Here is a 20,366-nt window from a genome sequence, read left to right as displayed (position 1 = left end):
GCGCGAATTGCGCGATCCGAGAGATATTTTCTCAAAGATATGGTATTATGATAAGGTACTTATGATTGAGGATTTACGTTCCAGTGGATTCTTCGGAACATTTCACCGCATTCGCCGCAAATGACAATCTGCGCAAAGCAGTGGTTGCAGCTATAGGAGCGCTTTTTGCCATTGGCACTGGTTTTGACCACTCGCCTGCGTACCAGTTCTTCCTGCACTTGCAAGAAAATGTCCTTTGGAATAATTGCTTCGTGGTTGCCTTCTACATAGTATTGTGGAACAATAAGAAAAGCACCTACCATTTCTGATAGATGCTTTCTGAATTGCTATTCTGTTTTTTAAATCTATTTTTTGAATAGTTCTGAGTGCGTACCAAGCCTGTAAAGCATTCAGATAAATGGGGAATCCTATGAAATCCGAAATCAGCAGAGGATTGTTATGATGAATAACGAATCTGTTGACCTTTCAAGTTTATCTATAGAAAAAGCTGCTGGAGAATTTGAGCCGGTATGTGGTGATCAGATCTCTCTAAATATCATTGAGGATACCATACAAGATGTACAAATTATCCAAGATTCCGTTCATCTTTCTAATGGAGATGAGATTCTAATGGATATGACCGCTGCCATCTTTTTGGTAAGCACTCAGTGTCAGTGCGGCTAGTTTAACTAAACAAACGGTAACCTTTCTGGTTCAGCACCTGCGAAATGCCGGAAACCATGCGAGAAATGCTTTCGGAATTGATTTTGGGGATTACAATACCGATGGTGGGACTTTTTTCGGCAGGCAGCTGATTGGAGCGGCTTGGCGTGTAGCCGGTTGCTTCAATAACCTTGCGGATTCTTTCTTTTTTTCTTCGCTGACATAACCATGGTTAAAATAACGGGAAACACAGGCCTTGGAAACATCAGCAAGCTGTGCGATTTCTGTGATTGTCATAGATCGTTCCTTCAGATTTTTTCTTCATTATACAACCGAATGGGGAGGAAGAACAGAGGACGGGGATAATTTACTGCTTTGCAAACGTGTCAAAACAGGAGTCAATCACTTATCTGGAGTGATCGAAAAAGATACACTTTGTCTATTTTTGTCGCTTTTTGCATGAACATTAACGGGCATTTGTTTGTAGTGATTAAAAAAATGCTGTATAATGATAGAAAATACATACTAATTCATATTTTTGCAGACTCATCTGCTTTACAAGCGCCTGTGGAGATAGCCCCAGGCGCTTTGTATTTCCGTCGCAGAGTATTACTAAGGGACAGAGACAATAACACCATGGGAAGGAGAGACGCTTAGATGCGGAAGCGAATCGAAGCCGAAACGAAGATTCGGCCGTTCGCTTAGGAATGACAGTTATGAATGACGCAAAAGAGAAGGAAACATCCGTTATTTCAAAAATTTTTACCGTAATAGGAACCATATTGTGTGTGATTCTTGCACCGATCCTGATTCTCAACTGCACCTTGATTGCCAAAAGTTATCTGAATAAAGATGCAGTGCCGGATGTTGGTGGATACAGCCCCATGGTCGTATTGTCCGACTCCATGTTTCCTTATATCGAAGCAGGAGACCTGATCATCTGCAAACAGGCGGATCCGGAAAATGTAAAGGTAGGAGATGTCATTTCCTTCTTTGATCCGGCCAGCAATGAAAACAGCGTAGTAACCCACCGCGTTGTGGAAATTCAGACTCAGGACGATGGCAGTCTGGCCTGGGTCACCCGTGGTGATGCCAACAACGCAGAAGATTCCAACCCGGTACCGGCAAAGAATCTGGCAGGTATTTATCAGAAAAAAATTCCAGGGCTGGGAAATATCGTGATGTATATGCAGACAACCGAAGGCCTCATCACCTGTGTGGTTGTCCCGATTATCTTACTTCTGGGATTTGACTTTGCTCGTCAGGCCATCTACGAGCGGCGCAGAAAGAAAGACACGGACGCGTTACTGGCAGAACTGGAAGCGCTGCGGGCAGAAAAAGAAAAGGGCAGGGAAGAACATACGGAGAACAAACAGGAATAAAATTCACATGATTCTGTACCGCGGGAGTCACGCCTGCGGTTTGAATAAAAACGTGTAGCGGCCTCCACTGTGAGACATGGCGAAGGCAGACACAGGCAAAGAAAGCCATCGGAAATCCTGGAGAAGGATCCGAAAAGAAGAAAGGGGAATTACGTATGAAGAAACACAACATGATGAGAGTAGCCTCCGCAATGGCAGTGGTGACACTGTTGAGTACTGGGTTGATTAGTGGAACGTTGGCGAAGTATACCAGCACAACAAGTGCTTCTAGTACAGCAACAGTAGCAAAGTGGTCATTCCTTTTAGGTAATAGCAATAACCTGACTACAGAAAATGATATTACCGGCACACCAAGTTGGAATTTTAATATTTTTGATACCGTAAAAGATTCAAATGGTAACGATGAAACACATGTAGCAAATAAAAAAATTGCACCAGGTACATCTGGAAGTGTGGATTTGTATTTAGAGAATGCTTCTGAAGTAGCAGCTAAGTATAGTATTGAATTTGAATGCACTAACAATAATAATATTCCACTGAAATATGCACTTGTAGCGGCGAATGCAGAAATGCCGGACTCATCAGTTGCTGATTGGAAAAGTAGTATTGCCGATCTCGATAAGACTGATATTGAATTAGCAGCAGCTACAACGGAAGCTGCAACAGACGAAGCAAACTATAGATTGTATTGGAAATGGGAATTTGATGATGATTCTGTTACGAACAAAGCAGATGCAACAGATCTTGCCTTGGGTACTGCAGAAACTGCACCAACTGCAACCATCAAAGCCACCGTCACCGCAACTCAGGTCGACTAATCCGGCCTTTCTCACTCAGCAACCTTCTATCCCAATTGCTGAAATCTGAAACTCTATTCATCTACCTGCCCCGTCGTGACTGGGGCAGGTGTTGATGAAGTTACCATCTCCCACATTTTTCTCCTTATGCATCCCCCAGACTTCGCTGCTCCGGGTGATACATAAGGAGAGAAATTCCATTTTAAACTGATCTATACAGCAGAGCAGGCAGGACCGCCCATCACCATGCGCGGCGGCCCGGAAAGCAGGTAAGCCTATGAAACCAGAATACAACCGACATCAATTTCAACATTCAAAAAGCCAGCGGACGCGTCGCCGCATCATGCTTCTGGCGCTCATTTTGCTGCTTCTGATCCTCATATCTTCCTGCAGTCTCATGTATCGCCTCGGAAAGCGTGCGAAAGATCAGGCAGAGCCGAATCAGCAGACTATTAAGGTGGAGCCGGAAGCGGAAACAGAGACGGCCTTATCCGTTTATGGAGTGGTTCGCTATACCAACGGAATGCCGTGCAGCAACCACATCGTGGAATTGCACAGCACACCGAAAACCGCTCAGACGGGTGAAGACGGATCTTTTTTCTTCTATGATGTAGAGCGGGGGAATCACACGTTGTATGTTAAGGATGCCAGTGGCCAGGAAAAGGCATCCATGAGCCTGAATATTTCGGAACATCAGGACAAGGGCATTCAGCACGTAAAAGTATCAGAACTGGACCAGCAGATTCGTTTTGAGATTCCGGTGAATACCATTTTGCTGGATATGGATCTGGAGGTTGATGAGCAGAACCAGAACGTGCTTTTTGATGCGGACGGTGTCAGCGCGGCGCTCACGGAGGGACGTGTGCTTACGCCATCGGGCAGTGTACAGGTAAAGGAAAATGAGGCTGTGGCCTTTGCGTCCGGACATTATATGCTGCCGGACGGAACCATTGTTTTAAATAATGGAGGGATCTTGCTTCCGCAGCAGACGTATCTGCCACCGAATGCAGCAGGGGAAGACTTGCCGGATGGCATTCAGATGGATGCAGATGGAATCCTTCATTTGACAGATGGGACGCAGATAAACCGGAGCAGTCTGCAGATTACATTCCTGAATGGCATGGTCATTCAGCCGGGATTTACCGTAAAGATGCCGGATGGCAGCATCCTGGATATTCCGGATTTTGGAGACAATGCTTATCTGATCCGTGAAAAAAACAGCGGACTGATTGGAACTGGCACGGCAGGAAGCCGGAATGTTGGAATTGTCAATGAAATGCAGGAGCACGGAAATGCCGGTCAGGAAGCAAATCAGCAGACAGGATCCGGGGCCGACGAGGAAGAGAATGCTTCTAGACGAACTGGAAGCGCGGAAGATACCAATAATCAGGAAAACAGCACGGCGTCAACAGAAACAGCAAATGCCTCAGAGACAGCGGGAGAAAATAGTGCTGCCGGAAATACCAATACGAATGGAAATACTGGCAATTCAGGGACTGCCGGAGGCTCAGGAGGTTCCGGTGATTCCGGCAACTCGGGCGGTGGAACAAACCCGACCAGACCAGCGGAAGAGCCGGAAACCGTAGAAATCGGAGATGTCAAAACAGGAAAGCTGTGGAAGCAGATGGCATCCATTGACCTGTTTTCTGATCTGAAAGGGGAACAGGCGTATGAAAAATTGTATCCGGGGATTGAAGGGCAATATAACTTCTACATCCGCAACACCATGAAAGAAGCCACTTACATGACCGTGGCTATGGAAGAAGAGGCGGACGGCACCAATGGCGGCAGCATTCCGCTGGAATACAAGATTCTGGACGGAAGCGGAAGTGTAATCAGTGGTGACTGGAAAAGCGCGGCGGAGTTAAAGGAATTTCCGGTTACACTGCAGCCAAAGCAGAACGTCAACTACAGCATACGCTGGCGCTGGCCGTATGAAAGAACCGACAGTACGGGAACGGGCCAGGCAGCAGATGCTTACGACACAAAACTGGGAACCAGCGCAAATCTGAACCATAAGCTGAAGCTGGTGATCCATATTGAACAGTAAACAGACCGGGCAGAAAGGGAAAGACACAGCAATACAGGGATGGAGAGACAGGAAAATCAGAAGACCAGAAAAATCCTTTGTAATCAGATAATAAGACGTGCGATATTGATTTTTATGGGCTTTTTTCTGGGAGTCAATATCTATCTGGCCAATGCCAGAGGAATTTTGGGCAGGCAGATGCCAATGCCATTTGGATATGGAATCGGCGTGGTTTTGTCTGGAAGTATGGAGCCTTCGCTTTCCAAAAACGATCTGATTATTGTGAAAGAATCGAAAGAACTGCAGGTGAACGATATTGTAGTGTATGAAGCAGGAAAACAGCTGGTTGTTCATCGGGTTATACAAATTGAGGGCAATGAAGTTACGACGCAGGGAGATGCAAATAATGCGGCAGACGAACCGTTTTCAAAGGATAAAGTGCTTGGAACGGTGAGGTTTCGAATTGCCGGAGCGGGACGTTGGGTGACCGCTTTGCGAAAACCGTGGGTTATGCTGATCCTGATTGCAATGGTGTTTGCTTTGGAAGAATATCTTTTTCAAAAACAGCAGGAAAAAGAAGATGAGGAATTGGTGGCACTGCAGGAAGAAATTCGAAAATTAAAGGAAAATTCGTCCCTGTAAAGATACAGAACAGTGCCGGAAACGGGTAATGATTTCGCAAAAGAAGGAGGTGGCTGCATGAAACGGAAAATGGAACCGGGATTATGGGTTTTCCGGCTTGGGATTATCATGTTATTTTTTGTGCTGGTGACGTTTTGGCAGCTTGGCACTACTTACGCCAGATATGCGTCTTCGGCATCGGGAACAGATGGAGCGCATGTAGCGCTTTTTGGAGAGAGTGAGACCATTACGTTATTTCATGATACTTCTACAAAGTTTTATCCGGGAGTCAGTGGTGACAGTAAGATTACCGTAACAAACCAGACGAGTGATAACCGGGTGAGCGAGGTGTCACAGCATTATTCCATAGAAGTGGAAACGGCAGGAACGTTACCGCTTGTTTTTACATTGAAGGATCAGAATGGAAAGACAATTGGTACATTTACAGAAAAAAGCAGCATCCTGAATTCGGATGGCGAGGAGAGACATACATTTCAGACAGATCAAATGACATTTCAGGCTGGAGTAGAGGGCAGTCATACCTATGAATTGAACATGGAATGGCCGAAAGATAAGGCGAATCCGTTATTGGCAGGTGTTCCGGATTTTGTAAATGTCAATGTGAAAGTAGAACAAACAGACTAACGGGGGAGACATATGAAAAGACGATGGAACTGGAATAAAATGCGGCGGAAAGCGCCGTTATTTGCAATTATGGTACTCGCCGGAGCAGCTGCCTGCGGAGGTACCGCCGGACTTGTGGCTCGTTATGTGCATCAGCAGTCAGAAAGTGCGGCAGCATTATCCAATCAGTTCTATTTTACCAGTGATTATTTAAGTGAAACAGGAAATTCATATACTCTCGCGCCGGGGACTACGGCAATTACGATTCAGCTTAGAAATTATGCGGATGATTACCGGTGGTCCGATATGGATATTAAATATAAGGTCAGTGTGACCGGAGAAAGCCAGAGTGAAACACTGGAAGGATTGTCCTACGAAAACACCGGAACGCTGCAAAGAGCAGATACAGATACCGGAGGAACAAAGCAGAATTTAACAATCAGCGGATTAAAACCGGGAACGTATCATGTGACGGCAGAGTCGACAAGCCCGTTTGTCCAGAGCTTGCGAGGGACCTTTACTGTGCAGGAGCAGGATCAGGAGGTTCATTATTCTGTCAGTGACAGTGAGGGAAACCCCTATATAATTCTTCGGGTATCAACAAAGGAATATGGCGACGGAGTCACAATTAACTGGCCGGCCGGTTTAATTCCGGACAGCTCAGAAACCGTGTTTGAGAACGTGACTACATATAATGAAGCTACTGGAAATTATAGTAAAGGGCAAGTGACCATAGAGGCGTTTGGCCGGTATGGTTCAGAAAGCTATCGCTTTTTCAAGGAGGATACAACGAAAACTTATCAAACGGGTGATTTTCAGGTAACAAAAACCGCACAACAGTAAAAGCAGCAGGACTGGCACTTTAGAGGAAATGGGGACGGAATGATGAAAAAATGGAAGAAATATGAAACGAGGTATCTCGTGGTGCTTGTAATGCTGGCACTTCTTTGCGGCCTGTTGGTAATTCCGGGCGTGGTGGCAGAACACAGGGAAAAATTTCAGAGCAGATTGGCAGCCACTCCATCCGATGCGGAAGAAGACACCATGGCAACCTGGTCGAATCTGGCAAGTCCGTCAGATCTCGCGAGTGCATCAAACGCAGATGAGATTGCAAAAATGAGCAATCAGGAAATTTATGAGCGGTATCTGGCTTATGCGGACGGGGAAGAGGAGGTGCTCTGTTTCTTTCTGGAACATCTGACAAGATCGCAGCTTCAGTACATTTATGATCAGCTGGTGATTTTGGAAGATGAGGACTCTGATCTTTTAGAGCAGTTTCTTGGTTATCTGACAGAGGAACAGATTCAAATGCTGACGGAACTGGAGCATGATTCCATCTATACCGGAAAAACAGATGAATTGGAAGATGATATGCTTTATAGTCTCTTCCTGGAATTTTCTTCCGGTGAAAATGCAGATGCGAGCGCATTACAGGATCTTCTTTCTGAACTTTCCGCAGATCGGCTTTATATGCTTTACTCCAGAGCAGTAGAAGATGGAGAACGGGAGAGTGCAGGGGAAATGCCGTCGCTTCTGGCGGATTCACAAATTTTAGAGCTATTTCCGTTTATTGCAAATGGAGAAGAAACCGAAGTGTCCGAATTTCTTGATCAGCTGGATGAAAATCAAATCCATGAATTGTTTTTAGGGCTGGTTGAAGAAACGGAAGAAGAAACAAAGGCCATTTCGGAAACAGATGCTTCAGAAATCGATGAAGAATCAGATTTTGAAGATGGTGAAACGGCAGAAAGTGTGGAAGACGCAAGTCAGCCAATGGCATCTGTTTCCAGGCATAACTGTCCGGTTGTTGCAGCTTCCCAGGCAGAATATACCAGAGAACTGATTCGGGGACTGAATCAGGAGCAGGTGCAGGCAGAGTATGAAACGCTTTTGCAGGAAGCGGATGAGAGTCATACAAGATTATTTGTTCAGTATCTTTCGGATGATCAGGTTTTGAAGCTGTATCAGGATTTATGTGATACAGAAGATGAGGCAGCGGCGGAGCTTGCGGCACAGACACTGCTTTCGTATCTGACAGAGGAACAGAAAGCTGCTCTGGAAGAAAATCTGGTAAAACCAGCTGCGGAAGAAATGCCGTATAACCTGAGTGTAACTTTTGCTGGTGAAACATTGAAGGAAAGCACGGATTCGGAGAAAAATGTTTTTACGGATTCATGGACTTCCGATACAGCAAAGAATCTGGATATTGTACTGACGAAAAACTCAGATTTCACAGATCAGGGAACAGAAAATTTTGATTATATCCTGAGCATGAAGGTGAAAGATATCTTCTATTTTGGAGGTATTCCGACGGACAGTACAACGGGTATTGATGCGGTTGCATTTATAAAAAATGAAGATATTATAGCACAGAACTATGCAGGAGAAACGGTACAACTTTTGAATCCGGCCAGCGGAGAAATTCGAATTCAGATTAATCCGGCAGTTGACCGGATTGATCTCCATAATACCATTCAGTATAAGGTAGAACTGGCAGGATACACCGGTAATACGCTGCAGGCAATAACGGATATTCTGGAAGTAAAACTGGAAAGAATTGCAACAGCGTCTGATCAGAGTGACACGTTGAGTGACTATAAGGTGGATCAGCTAAACTTAAAGACCGGAACCCTGAATGGATCAGGACTGAATGCAACCTTTTCTGCTGATGGCTATGCAACAGTTAATTCTGTAGTCAATCAGGCCGGTGTGAATGTATCAAAAAGTGGAACCTTCTCCTATAGCGGAGGTCTGGCCGGACCGGCGGTGCAGCTGTATAAGACTTTGCAGGTGAAGTATTACTGTCCCTATATTGAGTATAATGGAAATACATACTATTTGAAATTTAGTGCGGAGGATACGGCATTTACGGGAAATCAGCAGGGAATTAAGAAAGGCCCTAAAGCAAAAAGCGTCGTGTATACTAAGGAAGACCATAGCATTACCTATACATTTGAAAATCTGTATATAGGAAGCCACAATGCGTTGTTCTATACCCCACAGTTTTTCTGGCCGGACGATGAGGCAGTAAAAAATTTAAAGCTGTCACAGGATGGAATAGAAATCAAATGGAAGGATTGGGAAATTACAGAGCAGACGAGTTACACAGGTTATGCTACGACATTGACAAGCACCTACAAAAAAGACGAAAAACGAAAAGTATATTTTATGGAAGACCAGGTCGATATTCAGATTAAGTCGTCAGACGGAGCGGCCGATTCCGACCAGATCGCAAAGCGTCATATTTATAAAGACGTTTGCCGGGAAAATGGGTATTACGGTTCGATTGGATTTTTTGATATTCACAATGATGGTGTTGTGGATTCTGGCTTATTAAATGTAAAGTTTGTATTCAATACTGGCAAGAATCAGACGGCAAAGTATTATGTAACCAAGGTTGCGCTGCCGGTGTATGATAACGCGTCAGGAACAGAGGTAACCTATGTACTGGTATCGGACGAGAATGAGGGGACGGTATCAGGAACCTATTCTTACAGTGATAAGAGTTCATTTGCCTGTGGTGTGGAAGAACTTAGAAAACGAAGTAACGTGTCAGATCATTATTATATAAAGAGTCTTTCTTACCAGACGAAAATGAAGAAGTCTACGCGTTATCATCGGGAAACTGCCCATTTGTGGCGAAACCGGCAGACTTCCGATTCAGGATTGTTTTTTGGTTATTTAGAAGGAGAAACAGGCGGTACGGCGCAGGCAAATCTGACGGTATCTTCGGTTGACGAGAAAACTGCTATTAGAAAGGATGGAAAAAAAGAGATTACGGTAACGGAACAAAGTACGGTTTCTGATACTGATGATTATGTGGCCAGAAGTATCGATAAACTTGTGATTAATGAAAGCAGCAGTACCGTATCCGTTACAGCAGGAGCCAGTCCGACTCTGAAATTTGGAGAGGTGATTTCCAGTGAGGAATATTATGGAGCAAAACTCTCAGATGCGAAGCGCATTGTAAATTTTGTAAATGGTTATCATGTGTTTCGGGATGGAATTTTTTATCTTTGTTTACCGGAAGGTGTATCTATCAGGGATAAAGAAGATGTGACGATTGCTTTAAGTGATAAACTTCAGAGCAGGACGATATCGGCAAAATCAGTGGATAAGCTTGTGGGTACGGAATGTACAATCGATGGAATAACGGCCTGTTGGTGGAGAATTCAGGCAAATGGGATGAATGTTTATTCGAATGATAAGTTATCTGGATCTTATACGGTTTCTGTAAAACTCACTACCAGCAGTACTATAAAAAATCCGATATCCTGGAATTTTCAAAATAAACTGGTGATTGAGTCCAGCGGGCAGCTGATCAGCTGGGGCGCGGCCGGGACAAAGAATTCGACTGCAAATGGTGCTGGTGAGTTGGCTGGAAAAACAAAGGCAGTGCAGATTCAAAAACTGGCAGAGTATTTTAAGAGCGAAACTGGTGCGGTATCTAAGCGGGGCTTCAATTTATACAATGCGTATGAATCTAACACAACGACATTGAATGTTATGCGTCTGGAAGCCAAACTGGATGTTGAGAGTAAGCTTTCTCTGGATGATAAGGACTATGAAGCGGAAATTGCGTTAGATAAACCGGAAAGAGTGATAAATTATCATGTTACAGTGTCCAGTAAAGATGGCGGCGTGGCAAATAATTTTGCTTACTATATTCCGATTCCGAAGACATGTTTTGGTGTAGATGAAGATACGCTGGTTTTCAAAAAAGAGTTTAATCTGAAGCTTATAAGTGTTGCAGAGAGCGGAAGTAATACAGAGAACAGTCCATTTCAGATTTACGGTACGAAAGCGGAGGGGCTGACATCGGGGAATGTAAATGACAAAAACGTGGTCTGGACAGCAATCGAGCCGACAACGGATCTTAGTACGGTTACCATGCTTAAGATTACTATGAAAACAGATGCAAAGATTAACGAGCAGGAATCCCGTACGTTTCAGTTGAAATTACAGTATGATAATGGGGCAAATGATTTTAGTAAAAACACCGGAATGGAGGTAGAGTGGCGCTCTTTCGGCAAATATACCTATACCCGCGATGGAGTAACCACAACCAATACCTATCCGCTGCGGACGAGCAATAAGATTTGTCTGTTATACAGTGAAGAATTAAGCGGTGCTACAGACATTGAACTGAATACCGGAGCAGCAGAAAACCAGGCATCAGCAGATACGTTGTTTGCACATGCATTTGCGAAGGATCAGGTTGTCTGGATCAAAAGTGTTAAGGCATCAGATGGAACACAGCTGCTTTCTGCTTCGGAAAATCCGGCGGGGAAGACTGGAGCGGACGCAAATCAGCAGTTCCGTGTAAGCTTTGCCATGAAAACACATCCGGAAGAGGGAACCGGAAGCACAATAGGGGAAAGTACCGTGCTGACAACGGGAACAACAGACGGAACGGCCCAGAGGCAGTCCTGGACAATACCAGAGAATACTCCGGTCGGTTTTCAGACCACAGTGGAATTTTCCAAGGCTTTGACAGATACTACAACGGAACGCTATGCGATCATTACACTTGGAAATGAGAATCTGGACATTACGTATCGGGTGAACCTTGTGCGAAGGGTGGCTGAGGTAACGGTAACCGGTTCTGGCGTGGCCGTAGGCGAACATTATAAGGTGCCGGGAACGGCTTCCAGTTGCCAGATTAGCCAGAATTCCGCATTTACGTCCGTGTTCGTTTTAAATCAGTTTGTTCCGGGAAGCTATTCGGAGCAAAAGCTTTTATGGAAAACAGCGGAAGGAGCATCGTCAGTATTTCCGAAAGGAACCTCCATCACGATGATGGATCTGGAAAAAACAGAAACTTCCAGTAAAGTAACAGGATACTGGCATTATCAGGCCGGTCAGGATGAAAAAGAGGTAAAACTGGATGCATTCCGGCGGATGGGCGGCACAGAGTCTTATTCTTATGATAAGAACACAACCGAAAGTCAGACCAGATCCTGTATGTTTGTTGTAAATTTCGAAGAGGCAAATATTCCAAAAGGAACCTATAAACTGGACTTTACAGGGACAGAAACCTCAGGAGATAAAACACTGGCGGAGGTAGAGGTTGAATTAACAGGAGCTACCGGATATTCCTATACAGTGGGAAACGCAAATGGGCTTCAGCAGGCTGTAAGTTATACTGTAACAAAAGCAGCGGGGAATGACAGCAGCATTGAGAATCAGGCATTGTCTCTGGTGCTTTCGCAAGCACAGAATGGCAGCCAGCCTGTTTTACCGTCAGATGCTTATATTCAGGTGGGAGAGGTAAGATATGACCAGAACCTGGATGGCGAATATATCATTCCACTGGAAAGCACGGTTCAGACTGGAGAAAAAACACTGACTTTGGTGTCGGATATGTTCTCTGATCAACCGGTAACTTATCAGATGAGTGGTCAGATGTACATTTCCGGACAGTCCGAATCTCCTAAAAGAGGAATAAAAGCAGGGGCAGAAAACACGCTGTTTTTCACTACGGAAGCAGTGGAGCATCCTGCAATTTCCGTCAGCGGCACCAGAGTTGCGACTGTGGCTGAATGGCGGCAGGGACAAAATCTGACTATGCAGCTTAAGAATCTCGCAGACCAGAATCGGCTCACTGTTCAGGTTTATCAGGGAACGACGACAACATCGGTAACAGATTTGCTTGCGTCTGTTTCTGGAGTATTTGATTTTAATGCCGGTATTGGAACTTACAATTCACAGAAGACGCAGGATGGCCGGTTACGACTGAGCCAGGCGGCTTCTCCCGGATTGTATCGTCTGGTATTTACGGTATATGATGGAGAAACAGTACAAATGGAAGTTCCGTACTGGATTATTGTGAAAGAGTAAACATGTAAAATTTTAAATTTTTATGAGAAAAAAGCCTTTGACCGAGAACGGGATCAGAGGCTTTTTTTCGGCAGTGGGCTTGCGTTTTTTTGAGAAAATGTATGCCAATATACTTGATGTTTCGTTCTTTTTCTTTTTATAATAGAGAAAAAGAATTGCCAGATAAAGGAGGCTTTTTATGCTGAAAGAATGGATCCCGGCCGAGATGCCGGAAGAAGAGGAACTGAAGAGCAGACTCGAGGCGGCCAGGGAGAAATTGGCGGTGCAGCAGCTCCAGATGAAGGAGAAAAAAGTTCCGGTGCTGGTACTGGTGGAGGGCTGGGGAACCTCCGGTAAGGGTTCCAGCATTGGCCGTATCATCCAGAACATTGATCCGCGTTTCTTCAAGGTCTTTGACATGGAGAAGAAGACGGAGGAGGATGCAAGAAAGCCGTTTCTGTACCGCCATTTCGCGAAAATTCCGGAAGCAGGAAAGTTTGTATTTCTGGATTCTGGCTGGATGAGTGAACTGACAGGCGGGTATCTGCAGGGGGAACTTTCAGAGAAAGTGTATGCACAGCGGATCGAGAGCGTACAGCGGTTTGAGCGTCAGCTTACGGACAACGGATATCTGGTAGTAAAGCTGTTTCTGAACATTTCCAAAAAGGAACAGGAGAAGCGGATCAGCCACCTGGCTGGGGAGAAGGATACGGCATGGCGGGTTGGCAGCTATGATGTGTGGCAGCACGACCACTATGACAAATGCCAGGAGGTATTTTCGGATTACTTAAAGCAGACAAACCAGCCATCGGCACCGTGGTACATCATCGACGCAAAGTCCAGAAAGTGGACAGAGCTTCAGATTATGGAGATTCTGACTCAGGGAATCGACATTGCCCTCAGCAACAGCCAGATGGCCGTGCCGCTTCTGCAGAATGTGTTCCCGCTGGAGCGGATGCCGCAGCTTTCGGAAATTCCGCTGGATAAGACCATTTCCGATGAAGATTACAAAAAGGAATTAAAGCAGCTGCGTCAGAGACTGGGCGAGCTGCACAACCGCCTGTACCGCAAGAAGGTTCCGGTAATCATTGCCTATGAGGGCTGGGACGCGGCTGGCAAGGGCGGAAACATCAAGCGCATCACCAGCGCCCTTGACCCGCGTGGATATGAGGTGCACCCGATTGCAAGCCCGGAGCCCCATGAGAAAGCCCGGCATTATCTGTGGCGTTTCTGGACAAGACTTCCGAAAACCGGCCATATCGCCATTTTCGACCGGACCTGGTATGGACGCGTGATGGTAGAGCGGCTGGAGGGCTTCTGCAGCGAGAATGACTGGAAGCGCGCATACCATGAGATCAATGAATTTGAGAAGGAGCTTCACGACTGGGGCTCTGTGATCATCAAATTCTGGGTACAGATCGATAAGGATACACAGCTGGAGCGTTTCACCGAGCGCCAGAACACTCCGGAGAAACAGTGGAAGATCACCGAGGAAGACTGGCGGAACCGCGACAAGTGGGATCAGTACGAGCAGGCCGTGAACGAGATGATCGCCAAAACCAGCACCACCTATGCGCCGTGGCATATCCTGGAATCTGTAGATAAAAAGTATGCCCGGATCAAGGCGATGAAGATTGTGGTAGAGGAACTGGAGAAGGCCCTGGACGGGCATAAGTAAAGTTGTAAGAGGATGTAAATGAGTAAACTGGATGAAGACCTGATTTACGAGATTCTGTCCGTGGTGGAGGAAATCCCGGAGGGATGTGTGGTCTCCTACGGGCAGATTGCGAAGCTCATCGGCCGGGACAAAAATTCCCGGCTGGTGGGAAAGGTATTAAGCCGGGCAGAGTTTTATGGAGAATATCCCTGCCACCGGGTAGTTAACCACGCGGGACGGATTGCGCCGGGCTGGTGGGAGCAGCGGCTGCTTCTGGAAGATGAAGGCGTGCAGTTTAAAGAAAACGGCTGCGTGGATATGAAAAAATATCAGTGGAAATGCTGAGAAGTGAATTCTGGCAGAAGGGTGGAGACGCCAAGCATGGAGCAGAAGCAAAGTGCCAGCGGGATTCAAATGACAACAGGAAAGAGGAACAACATCATCATGAATATACTTGTAATTGACGCGCAGGGCGGCGGCATTGGAAAGCAGATCGTCAGCGCTTTGAAGAAACGTTACCCGGAGCAGTACATTACTGCTGTGGGAACCAACAGCCTGGCTACGTCAGCCATGCTAAAAGCCGGGGCTGATGTGGCGGCAACGGGAGAGAATCCGGTCATTGTCTGCAGCCGCCGGGCCGATGTGATCATCGGACCGATGGGAATTGTCATCGCGGACGCGCTCCTGGGCGAGATCACGGCAGCTATGGCAGCAGCTGTGGGCCAGAGTCCGGCCAAGCGTATTCTGGTTCCGGTGAACCACTGCGATAACTATATTGTGGGGGTAACGGATCTGAGCATGGCGAAGCTGATTGAAGGCGTGGTGACGGAAGTTGGAAAGCTGATTGGATAGGCGCCGCTTGCCATAAAAAAAAGAATATGCTATAATTCTTCGTAGATTTGACAGCACGAAGCTGTCGGGCAGAAGACGAAGCTTCTGGTTATGGATTAGCAGCAAACGATTATGATATGAACACCTGAATGTTACAGGTGGTGTATCAGTATTTTATTTAGAATGATGTATGCACATGAAGGCATACGGCCCTTTCAGGAGGGGCCGCATGCCTTTTTTCTGTCTTTACGGTGCCGTTTTGCCGCACCGGAGACAATTCCTTTGAGAAAGAGAGGACTTAACTTATGAACTTACAGGAATTTTTCAAAGAAAACCAGAAGGTAGCGCTGGCTTTTTCCGGCGGCGTGGATTCTTCTTATTTGCTTTACGCGGCTATGAAATATGGTGCGGATGTGAAGGCCTACTATGTAAAAGCGCTGTTCCAGCCGCAGTTTGAGATGGATGATGCCATGCGACTGGCAGAGCAGTTAAAGGCGCCGGTGCGGGTGCTGCGGGCAGATGTACTCTCTGACCCGGTTGTGGTTTCCAACCCATCCAACCGCTGCTATTACTGCAAGAAGGTCATTTTCAATATGATCATGAAGGCGGCTGCGGAGGATGGCTATACCGTACTGCTTGACGGAACCAACGCTTCCGATGATGCGGGAGACCGCCCGGGTATGAAGGCGCTGCAGGAGCTGCAGGTAAAGTCTCCGCTCCGGGAGTGCGGCCTGGTAAAATCCGAGATCCGCAGACTTTCCAAAGAAGGCGGCCTCTTTACCTGGGATAAGCCGTCCTACGCATGTCTGGCAACCCGCATTCCGACCGGATGTGAGATCACCGCAGAGAAGCTTCAGAAGACGGAGGCAGCAGAGAATTTCCTGTTCTCTCTTGGATTCAGTGATTTCCGTGTCCGCATGATGCCGAACGGTGCTGCAAGACTGCAGGTTCTTTCCAGCCAGCTTCCGCTGCTCATGGAGAAACGGGAAGAGATTCTGAACGAGTTAAAGAAGAGCTATCCGGCAGTTTTGCTGGATCTGGAGGTGCGCGGATGAACAGCGAGATCAGAAAAACTTTAGAAGCAGTAAAAAACGGCGAACTCTCCGTAGATGACGCGCTGCTTGCCATTAAAAAAGAACCTTTTGAGGATATCGGTTACGCGAAGGTAGACCTGCACCGCGGTATCCGTCAGGGCGCGGCAGAGGTGATTTACGGTGCCGGAAAGACACCGGAGCAGATGGTGGGAATCATTGGAGCTATGCTGGAGCATGAGGTAAAGACGATTCTGATCACCCGTTTATCGGAAGAAAAGGCGGAAAAAATTCAGAAGACATATCCGCAGATGGACTATCGGAAAGACGCGAAGATTGGCACCATCGGCCAGTTCCCTGCAGCGGACGGACTGGGAAAAATCGTGGTGGCAACTGCGGGAACATCTGACATTCCGGTGGCGGAGGAAGCAGCTCTGACGGCCGAAGCTCATGGCAATGAGGTGGTGCGTCTATATGATGTAGGCGTGGCGGGGCTTCACCGGCTGCTGGCGCATATGGACGAGATTATGAGTGCGTCGGTCATCATTGCCATCGCGGGAATGGAAGGTGCGCTGGCCAGCGTCATCGGCGGCCTGGCAGACTGCCCGGTCATTGCGGTGCCGACGAGCATCGGATACGGCGCATCTTTTGGCGGCGTGTCCGCACTGTTGTCCATGCTGAACTCCTGCGCCAGCGGAGTTTCGGTAGTGAATATTGATAACGGATTTGGAGCCGGATATCTGGCAAGCATGATCAATCATATAACGGAGGGAAAAAAATCATGAAGACATTATATCTGGAATGTGGAATGGGCGCTGCGGGCGATATGCTGACCGCGGCTTTACTGGAATTGATGCCGGACCCGGATGCGGTTGTGGCAGAATTGAACGGACTTGGGATTCCAGGCGTGGAATTCAGCAAAGAAGCTATGAGCAAGTGTGGCATTGGCGGAACCCATATGACCGTGAAGGTGCATGGGGAGGAAGAGTCCGAGGAGATGTTCCACCATCATTACGATCATGCGACATTTGAAGATTGTAAAGAGACCGATGAGAACCACCAGGATCAGAACCACCTCGATCACTCCCATGCTCATGTCCACAGCCACGAAAGTGCCTGCCCTGTGCATGAGGAGCACGACCATCATCATGACCACGACCATAGCTGTGAGGCACATGAACATCACCATGACCATCAGGTTGTGACCGGTTCCGATGACACCCATCACCATGAACACACTCACGAGCATTCCCACGACGGTCACCACCATCATCACCACAGCAGCCTCCACGACATTGAGCACATCGTCTGTGATCATCTGAATCTTCCGGAGCAGGTAAAACAGGATGTGATGGCAGTTTACGGCCTGATCGCAGAGGCAGAGAGCCATGCTCACGGTGTTCCGGTTACGGAGATTCACTTCCATGAGGTGGGAACCATGGATGCCATTGCGGACATCACAGCGGTCTGCCTGCTGATGCACCACATTGCGCCGGATCAGGTCATTGTATCTCCGGTTCATGTGGGAAGCGGTCATGTGCATTGCGCCCACGGTATTCTTCCGGTTCCGGCTCCGGCCACTGCTTACATTTTAAATGGTGTGCCGATGTACGGCGGAGCAGTAAAAGGCGAGCTTTGCACCCCGACCGGCGCGGCACTGTTAAAGCATTTTGCCACCCGTTTTGGTGATATGCCGGTAATGCGCACGGAAGCGATTGGTTACGGCATGGGCAAGAAGGATTTTGAACAGGCAAACTGCATTCGCGCGATGCTGGGCGAGACGGAAGATGCCGGAGACAGCGTGCTGCAGTTAGAGTGCAATGTGGATGATATGACGGCAGAGGAGCTTGGTTTTGCCATGGAGACAATTCTGGCAGCCGGCGCGCTGGAGGTTTACACGGTGCCGGTGGGCATGAAGAAATCCAGACCGGGTACGCTGTTAAGCGTACTTTGCCATGAAGACCAAAAAGAAAAACTGGTGCGCGTGATTTTTCAGAACACCACCACCATCGGCGTGCGGGAGCACAGCTGCAGCCGTTATACCTTAAAGCGCAGCTTTGTGACGGTGCAGACTCCGTACGGAGAGGTGCAGAAAAAGATTTCCTCCGGTTACGGTGTGACCCGGGAGAAATATGAATATGAGGATCTGGCGCGGATCGCAAGGGAGCAGGGAATATCCCTGGCAGAGGTGCGCAAGAGTATTGCACATAAATAAAAACAGATAAGGCAGATTCAAATACGATAGATTCAGAGTATAGAACAGAAACAGGAGTAATGAGATATGAGAGACAGCATGCGGATGAAAGCAGCAGTATTACTGGTGGGAGGTGCAGTGGCCATCCTGACAGCCTGTGGTTCTGCGAAAACAGACGATAAAACAGTGCAAAACGGACAGGAAAACAGTCAGGAGCAGGGCGGCGCAGCAGGACAGACGGAAGCTGGCGCTGGAGATCTGTCCGGTGCAGCAGTCGGGGAGAATGGCACTACGCTGGTTTACGGCAGCGGCGATTATACCCGCATTAACCCGGCCATGGACGAGCACGGAGAAATCAACATTCTGATCTTTAATGGTTTGACGGCTCATGATGGGGATAACCAGGTGGTTCCGGCCCTGGCGAAGGACTGGACCTTTGATGAGGATACCTGCACCTACACCTTTCATCTGCAGGAGGGTGTGAAATGGCATGACGGCGAGGAATTTACCGCAGATGATGTGAAATTTACCATTGAAGCCATCATGGATCCGGCGAACGGTTCTGAGAATGCGCCGAACTATGAGGATGTGGAGAACATCACCGTGGAGGATCCCTACACTATTTCTTTCCAGCTGGATGCGCCGAATGTGGCATTTCTGGATTACATGACCATGGCGGTTCTTCCGAAGCATCTACTGGAAGGTGAGGATATGCAGGAGTCGGATTTCTTCCGTCATCCGGTAGGAACCGGTCCTTATATGCTGGCAGACTGGGAAGAGGGTCAGGCCATTACGCTGGTGAAGAATGAGGATTATTTCCAGGGTGCGCCGAACATCGATAACATCATTTTCAAGATTGTGCCGGATGACAACGCAAAGGCCGTTCAGATGCAGACCGGTGAGCTGGATCTGGCGCTTCTGACCCCGAAGGACGCAAAAACCTTTGCGGATAAAGAAGGATTTACCTGCTACGATATGAAAACTTCCGATTACCGCGGTATTCTGTTCAATTTCCAGAATGATTACTGGAAGCGGAATAAGGATTTGATACCGGCAATCTGTTATGGAATTGACCGTCAGGCCATCATTGACGCGGTGATCCTGGGGCAGGGCATGCCGGCCTACGGACCGCTGCAGCGTAATGTATACAACAATGAAAATGTGGAGCATTACGATTATGACCCGGCAAAGGCGAAAGAGCTTCTGGAAGCGACGGGCTGTGTGATGGGTAAAGATGGATTTTATGAGCGTAATGGGGAAGAAATCGGCTTTGTCATCAGTGTCGGTGCCGGAGACCAGGTTCGTCTTGACATGGCGCAGGCAGCAGCACAGCAGCTGCGGGAGATTGGCATAAACGTTACTGTGGATATTCCGGTGAAAGTGGACTGGACCGGACAGCAGGCGTACCTGATCGGCTGGGGAAGCCCGTTTGATGCGGATGATCACACTTATAAAGTATTTGGTACGGACAAGGGCGCCAATTATTCCGGATATTCAGACCCGCTGGTGGATGAATATCTAACAGCAGCGCGTCAATCCGATGACCCGGATGTGCGCCGGGAGAATTACAATAAATTCCAGGAAGCACTGGCAGAGGATCCGGCGTATGCCTTTATCTGCTATGTGGATGCCAACTATGTGGCGAAATCTTCCATTCATGGCATCAGCAAAGATACCGTAATGGGACACCATGGCGTAGGTATTTTCTGGAATGTAAAAGACTGGACAATGGAGTAGAG

At 47.4% G+C, this 20,366-nt stretch carries 16 protein-coding genes; 15 read left to right on the top strand and 1 reads right to left on the bottom strand.

The window, feature by feature from the left end:
- The first annotated feature begins 438 nt into the window (after nucleotides 1–438).
- A complete protein-coding gene (locus WMO41_RS05800) occupies nucleotides 439–663 on the top strand; it encodes a hypothetical protein (protein ID WP_349228947.1) in 225 nt (74 codons plus the stop codon).
- Nucleotides 664–753: 90 nt separating this feature from the next.
- Here the strand turns inward: WMO41_RS05800 and WMO41_RS05795 are convergent, their stop codons facing one another.
- The gene (locus WMO41_RS05795; protein WP_349228946.1) at nucleotides 754–939 is read right to left on the bottom strand and encodes a LacI family DNA-binding transcriptional regulator; all 186 of its coding nucleotides are present in this window, start codon (nucleotides 937–939) and stop codon (nucleotides 754–756) included.
- A 410-nt stretch (nucleotides 940–1,349) separates the two neighbouring features.
- Here WMO41_RS05795 and WMO41_RS05790 point away from each other — a divergent pair, with 410 nt between their 5' ends.
- From WMO41_RS05790 to WMO41_RS05725, 14 genes are all read left to right on the top strand, one after another.
- Nucleotides 1,350–2,024, top strand: coding sequence for a signal peptidase I (locus WMO41_RS05790; RefSeq protein ID WP_349228945.1), 675 nt, complete (start codon nucleotides 1,350–1,352; stop codon nucleotides 2,022–2,024).
- A gap of 155 nt (nucleotides 2,025–2,179) precedes the next feature.
- On the top strand, nucleotides 2,180–2,842 hold the full coding sequence (locus WMO41_RS05785) for a hypothetical protein (protein WP_349228944.1): 663 nt from the start codon (nucleotides 2,180–2,182) through the stop codon (nucleotides 2,840–2,842).
- 322 nt (nucleotides 2,843–3,164) lie between these two features.
- A complete protein-coding gene (locus WMO41_RS05780) occupies nucleotides 3,165–4,871 on the top strand; it encodes a hypothetical protein (protein WP_349228943.1) in 1,707 nt (568 codons plus the stop codon).
- 39 nt (nucleotides 4,872–4,910) lie between these two features.
- The gene (locus WMO41_RS05775; RefSeq protein WP_349228942.1) at nucleotides 4,911–5,492 is read left to right on the top strand and encodes a signal peptidase I; all 582 of its coding nucleotides are present in this window, start codon (nucleotides 4,911–4,913) and stop codon (nucleotides 5,490–5,492) included.
- 57 nt (nucleotides 5,493–5,549) lie between these two features.
- Nucleotides 5,550–6,116 (top strand): hypothetical protein, encoded by a 567-nt coding sequence (locus tag WMO41_RS05770; RefSeq protein ID WP_349228941.1) that lies wholly within the window; start codon nucleotides 5,550–5,552, stop codon nucleotides 6,114–6,116.
- 12 nt (nucleotides 6,117–6,128) lie between these two features.
- Complete coding sequence (locus tag WMO41_RS05765) at nucleotides 6,129–6,938, top strand: hypothetical protein (RefSeq protein WP_349228940.1); 810 nt, start codon at nucleotides 6,129–6,131, stop codon at nucleotides 6,936–6,938.
- Between the two features lie 39 nt (nucleotides 6,939–6,977).
- Nucleotides 6,978–12,935, top strand: a complete 5,958-nt coding sequence (locus tag WMO41_RS05760; protein WP_349228939.1) for a hypothetical protein — start codon at nucleotides 6,978–6,980, stop codon at nucleotides 12,933–12,935.
- Nucleotides 12,936–13,113: 178 nt separating this feature from the next.
- The gene (gene pap / locus WMO41_RS05755) at nucleotides 13,114–14,592 is read left to right on the top strand and encodes a polyphosphate:AMP phosphotransferase (RefSeq protein WP_349228938.1); all 1,479 of its coding nucleotides are present in this window, start codon (nucleotides 13,114–13,116) and stop codon (nucleotides 14,590–14,592) included.
- Between the two features lie 18 nt (nucleotides 14,593–14,610).
- Nucleotides 14,611–14,916 carry an MGMT family protein gene (locus WMO41_RS05750; protein ID WP_349228937.1) on the top strand — a complete coding sequence of 102 codons (306 nt, stop codon included), beginning with the start codon at nucleotides 14,611–14,613 and terminating at the stop codon, nucleotides 14,914–14,916.
- Nucleotides 14,917–15,015: 99 nt separating this feature from the next.
- Complete coding sequence (locus WMO41_RS05745) at nucleotides 15,016–15,423, top strand: DUF3842 family protein (protein WP_349228948.1); 408 nt, start codon at nucleotides 15,016–15,018, stop codon at nucleotides 15,421–15,423.
- 284 nt (nucleotides 15,424–15,707) lie between these two features.
- Nucleotides 15,708–16,457 carry an ATP-dependent sacrificial sulfur transferase LarE gene (gene larE, locus WMO41_RS05740; protein ID WP_349228936.1) on the top strand — a complete coding sequence of 250 codons (750 nt, stop codon included), beginning with the start codon at nucleotides 15,708–15,710 and terminating at the stop codon, nucleotides 16,455–16,457.
- Nucleotides 16,454–17,218 carry a nickel pincer cofactor biosynthesis protein LarB gene (gene larB, locus WMO41_RS05735; RefSeq protein ID WP_349228935.1) on the top strand — a complete coding sequence of 255 codons (765 nt, stop codon included), beginning with the start codon at nucleotides 16,454–16,456 and terminating at the stop codon, nucleotides 17,216–17,218. The genes larE and larB overlap by 4 nt, the downstream gene beginning before the upstream one ends.
- Nucleotides 17,215–18,648: a nickel pincer cofactor biosynthesis protein LarC gene (gene larC / locus WMO41_RS05730; protein ID WP_349228934.1), complete on the top strand. Its 1,434-nt coding sequence runs from the start codon at nucleotides 17,215–17,217 to the stop codon at nucleotides 18,646–18,648. The genes larB and larC overlap by 4 nt, the downstream gene beginning before the upstream one ends.
- A 66-nt stretch (nucleotides 18,649–18,714) precedes the next feature.
- Nucleotides 18,715–20,364: an ABC transporter substrate-binding protein gene (locus tag WMO41_RS05725; RefSeq protein WP_349228933.1), complete on the top strand. Its 1,650-nt coding sequence runs from the start codon at nucleotides 18,715–18,717 to the stop codon at nucleotides 20,362–20,364.
- The last annotated feature ends 2 nt before the right edge of the window (nucleotides 20,365–20,366 follow it).

Origin of the sequence: Ventrimonas faecis, assembly GCF_040096075.1 — a bacterium.
Classification (GTDB): Bacteria; Bacillota; Clostridia; order Lachnospirales; family Lachnospiraceae; genus Brotaphodocola; species Brotaphodocola faecis.
The sequence above is the reverse complement of the archived record's forward strand: the minus strand, read 5'-3'. Positions and strand labels throughout refer to the sequence as shown.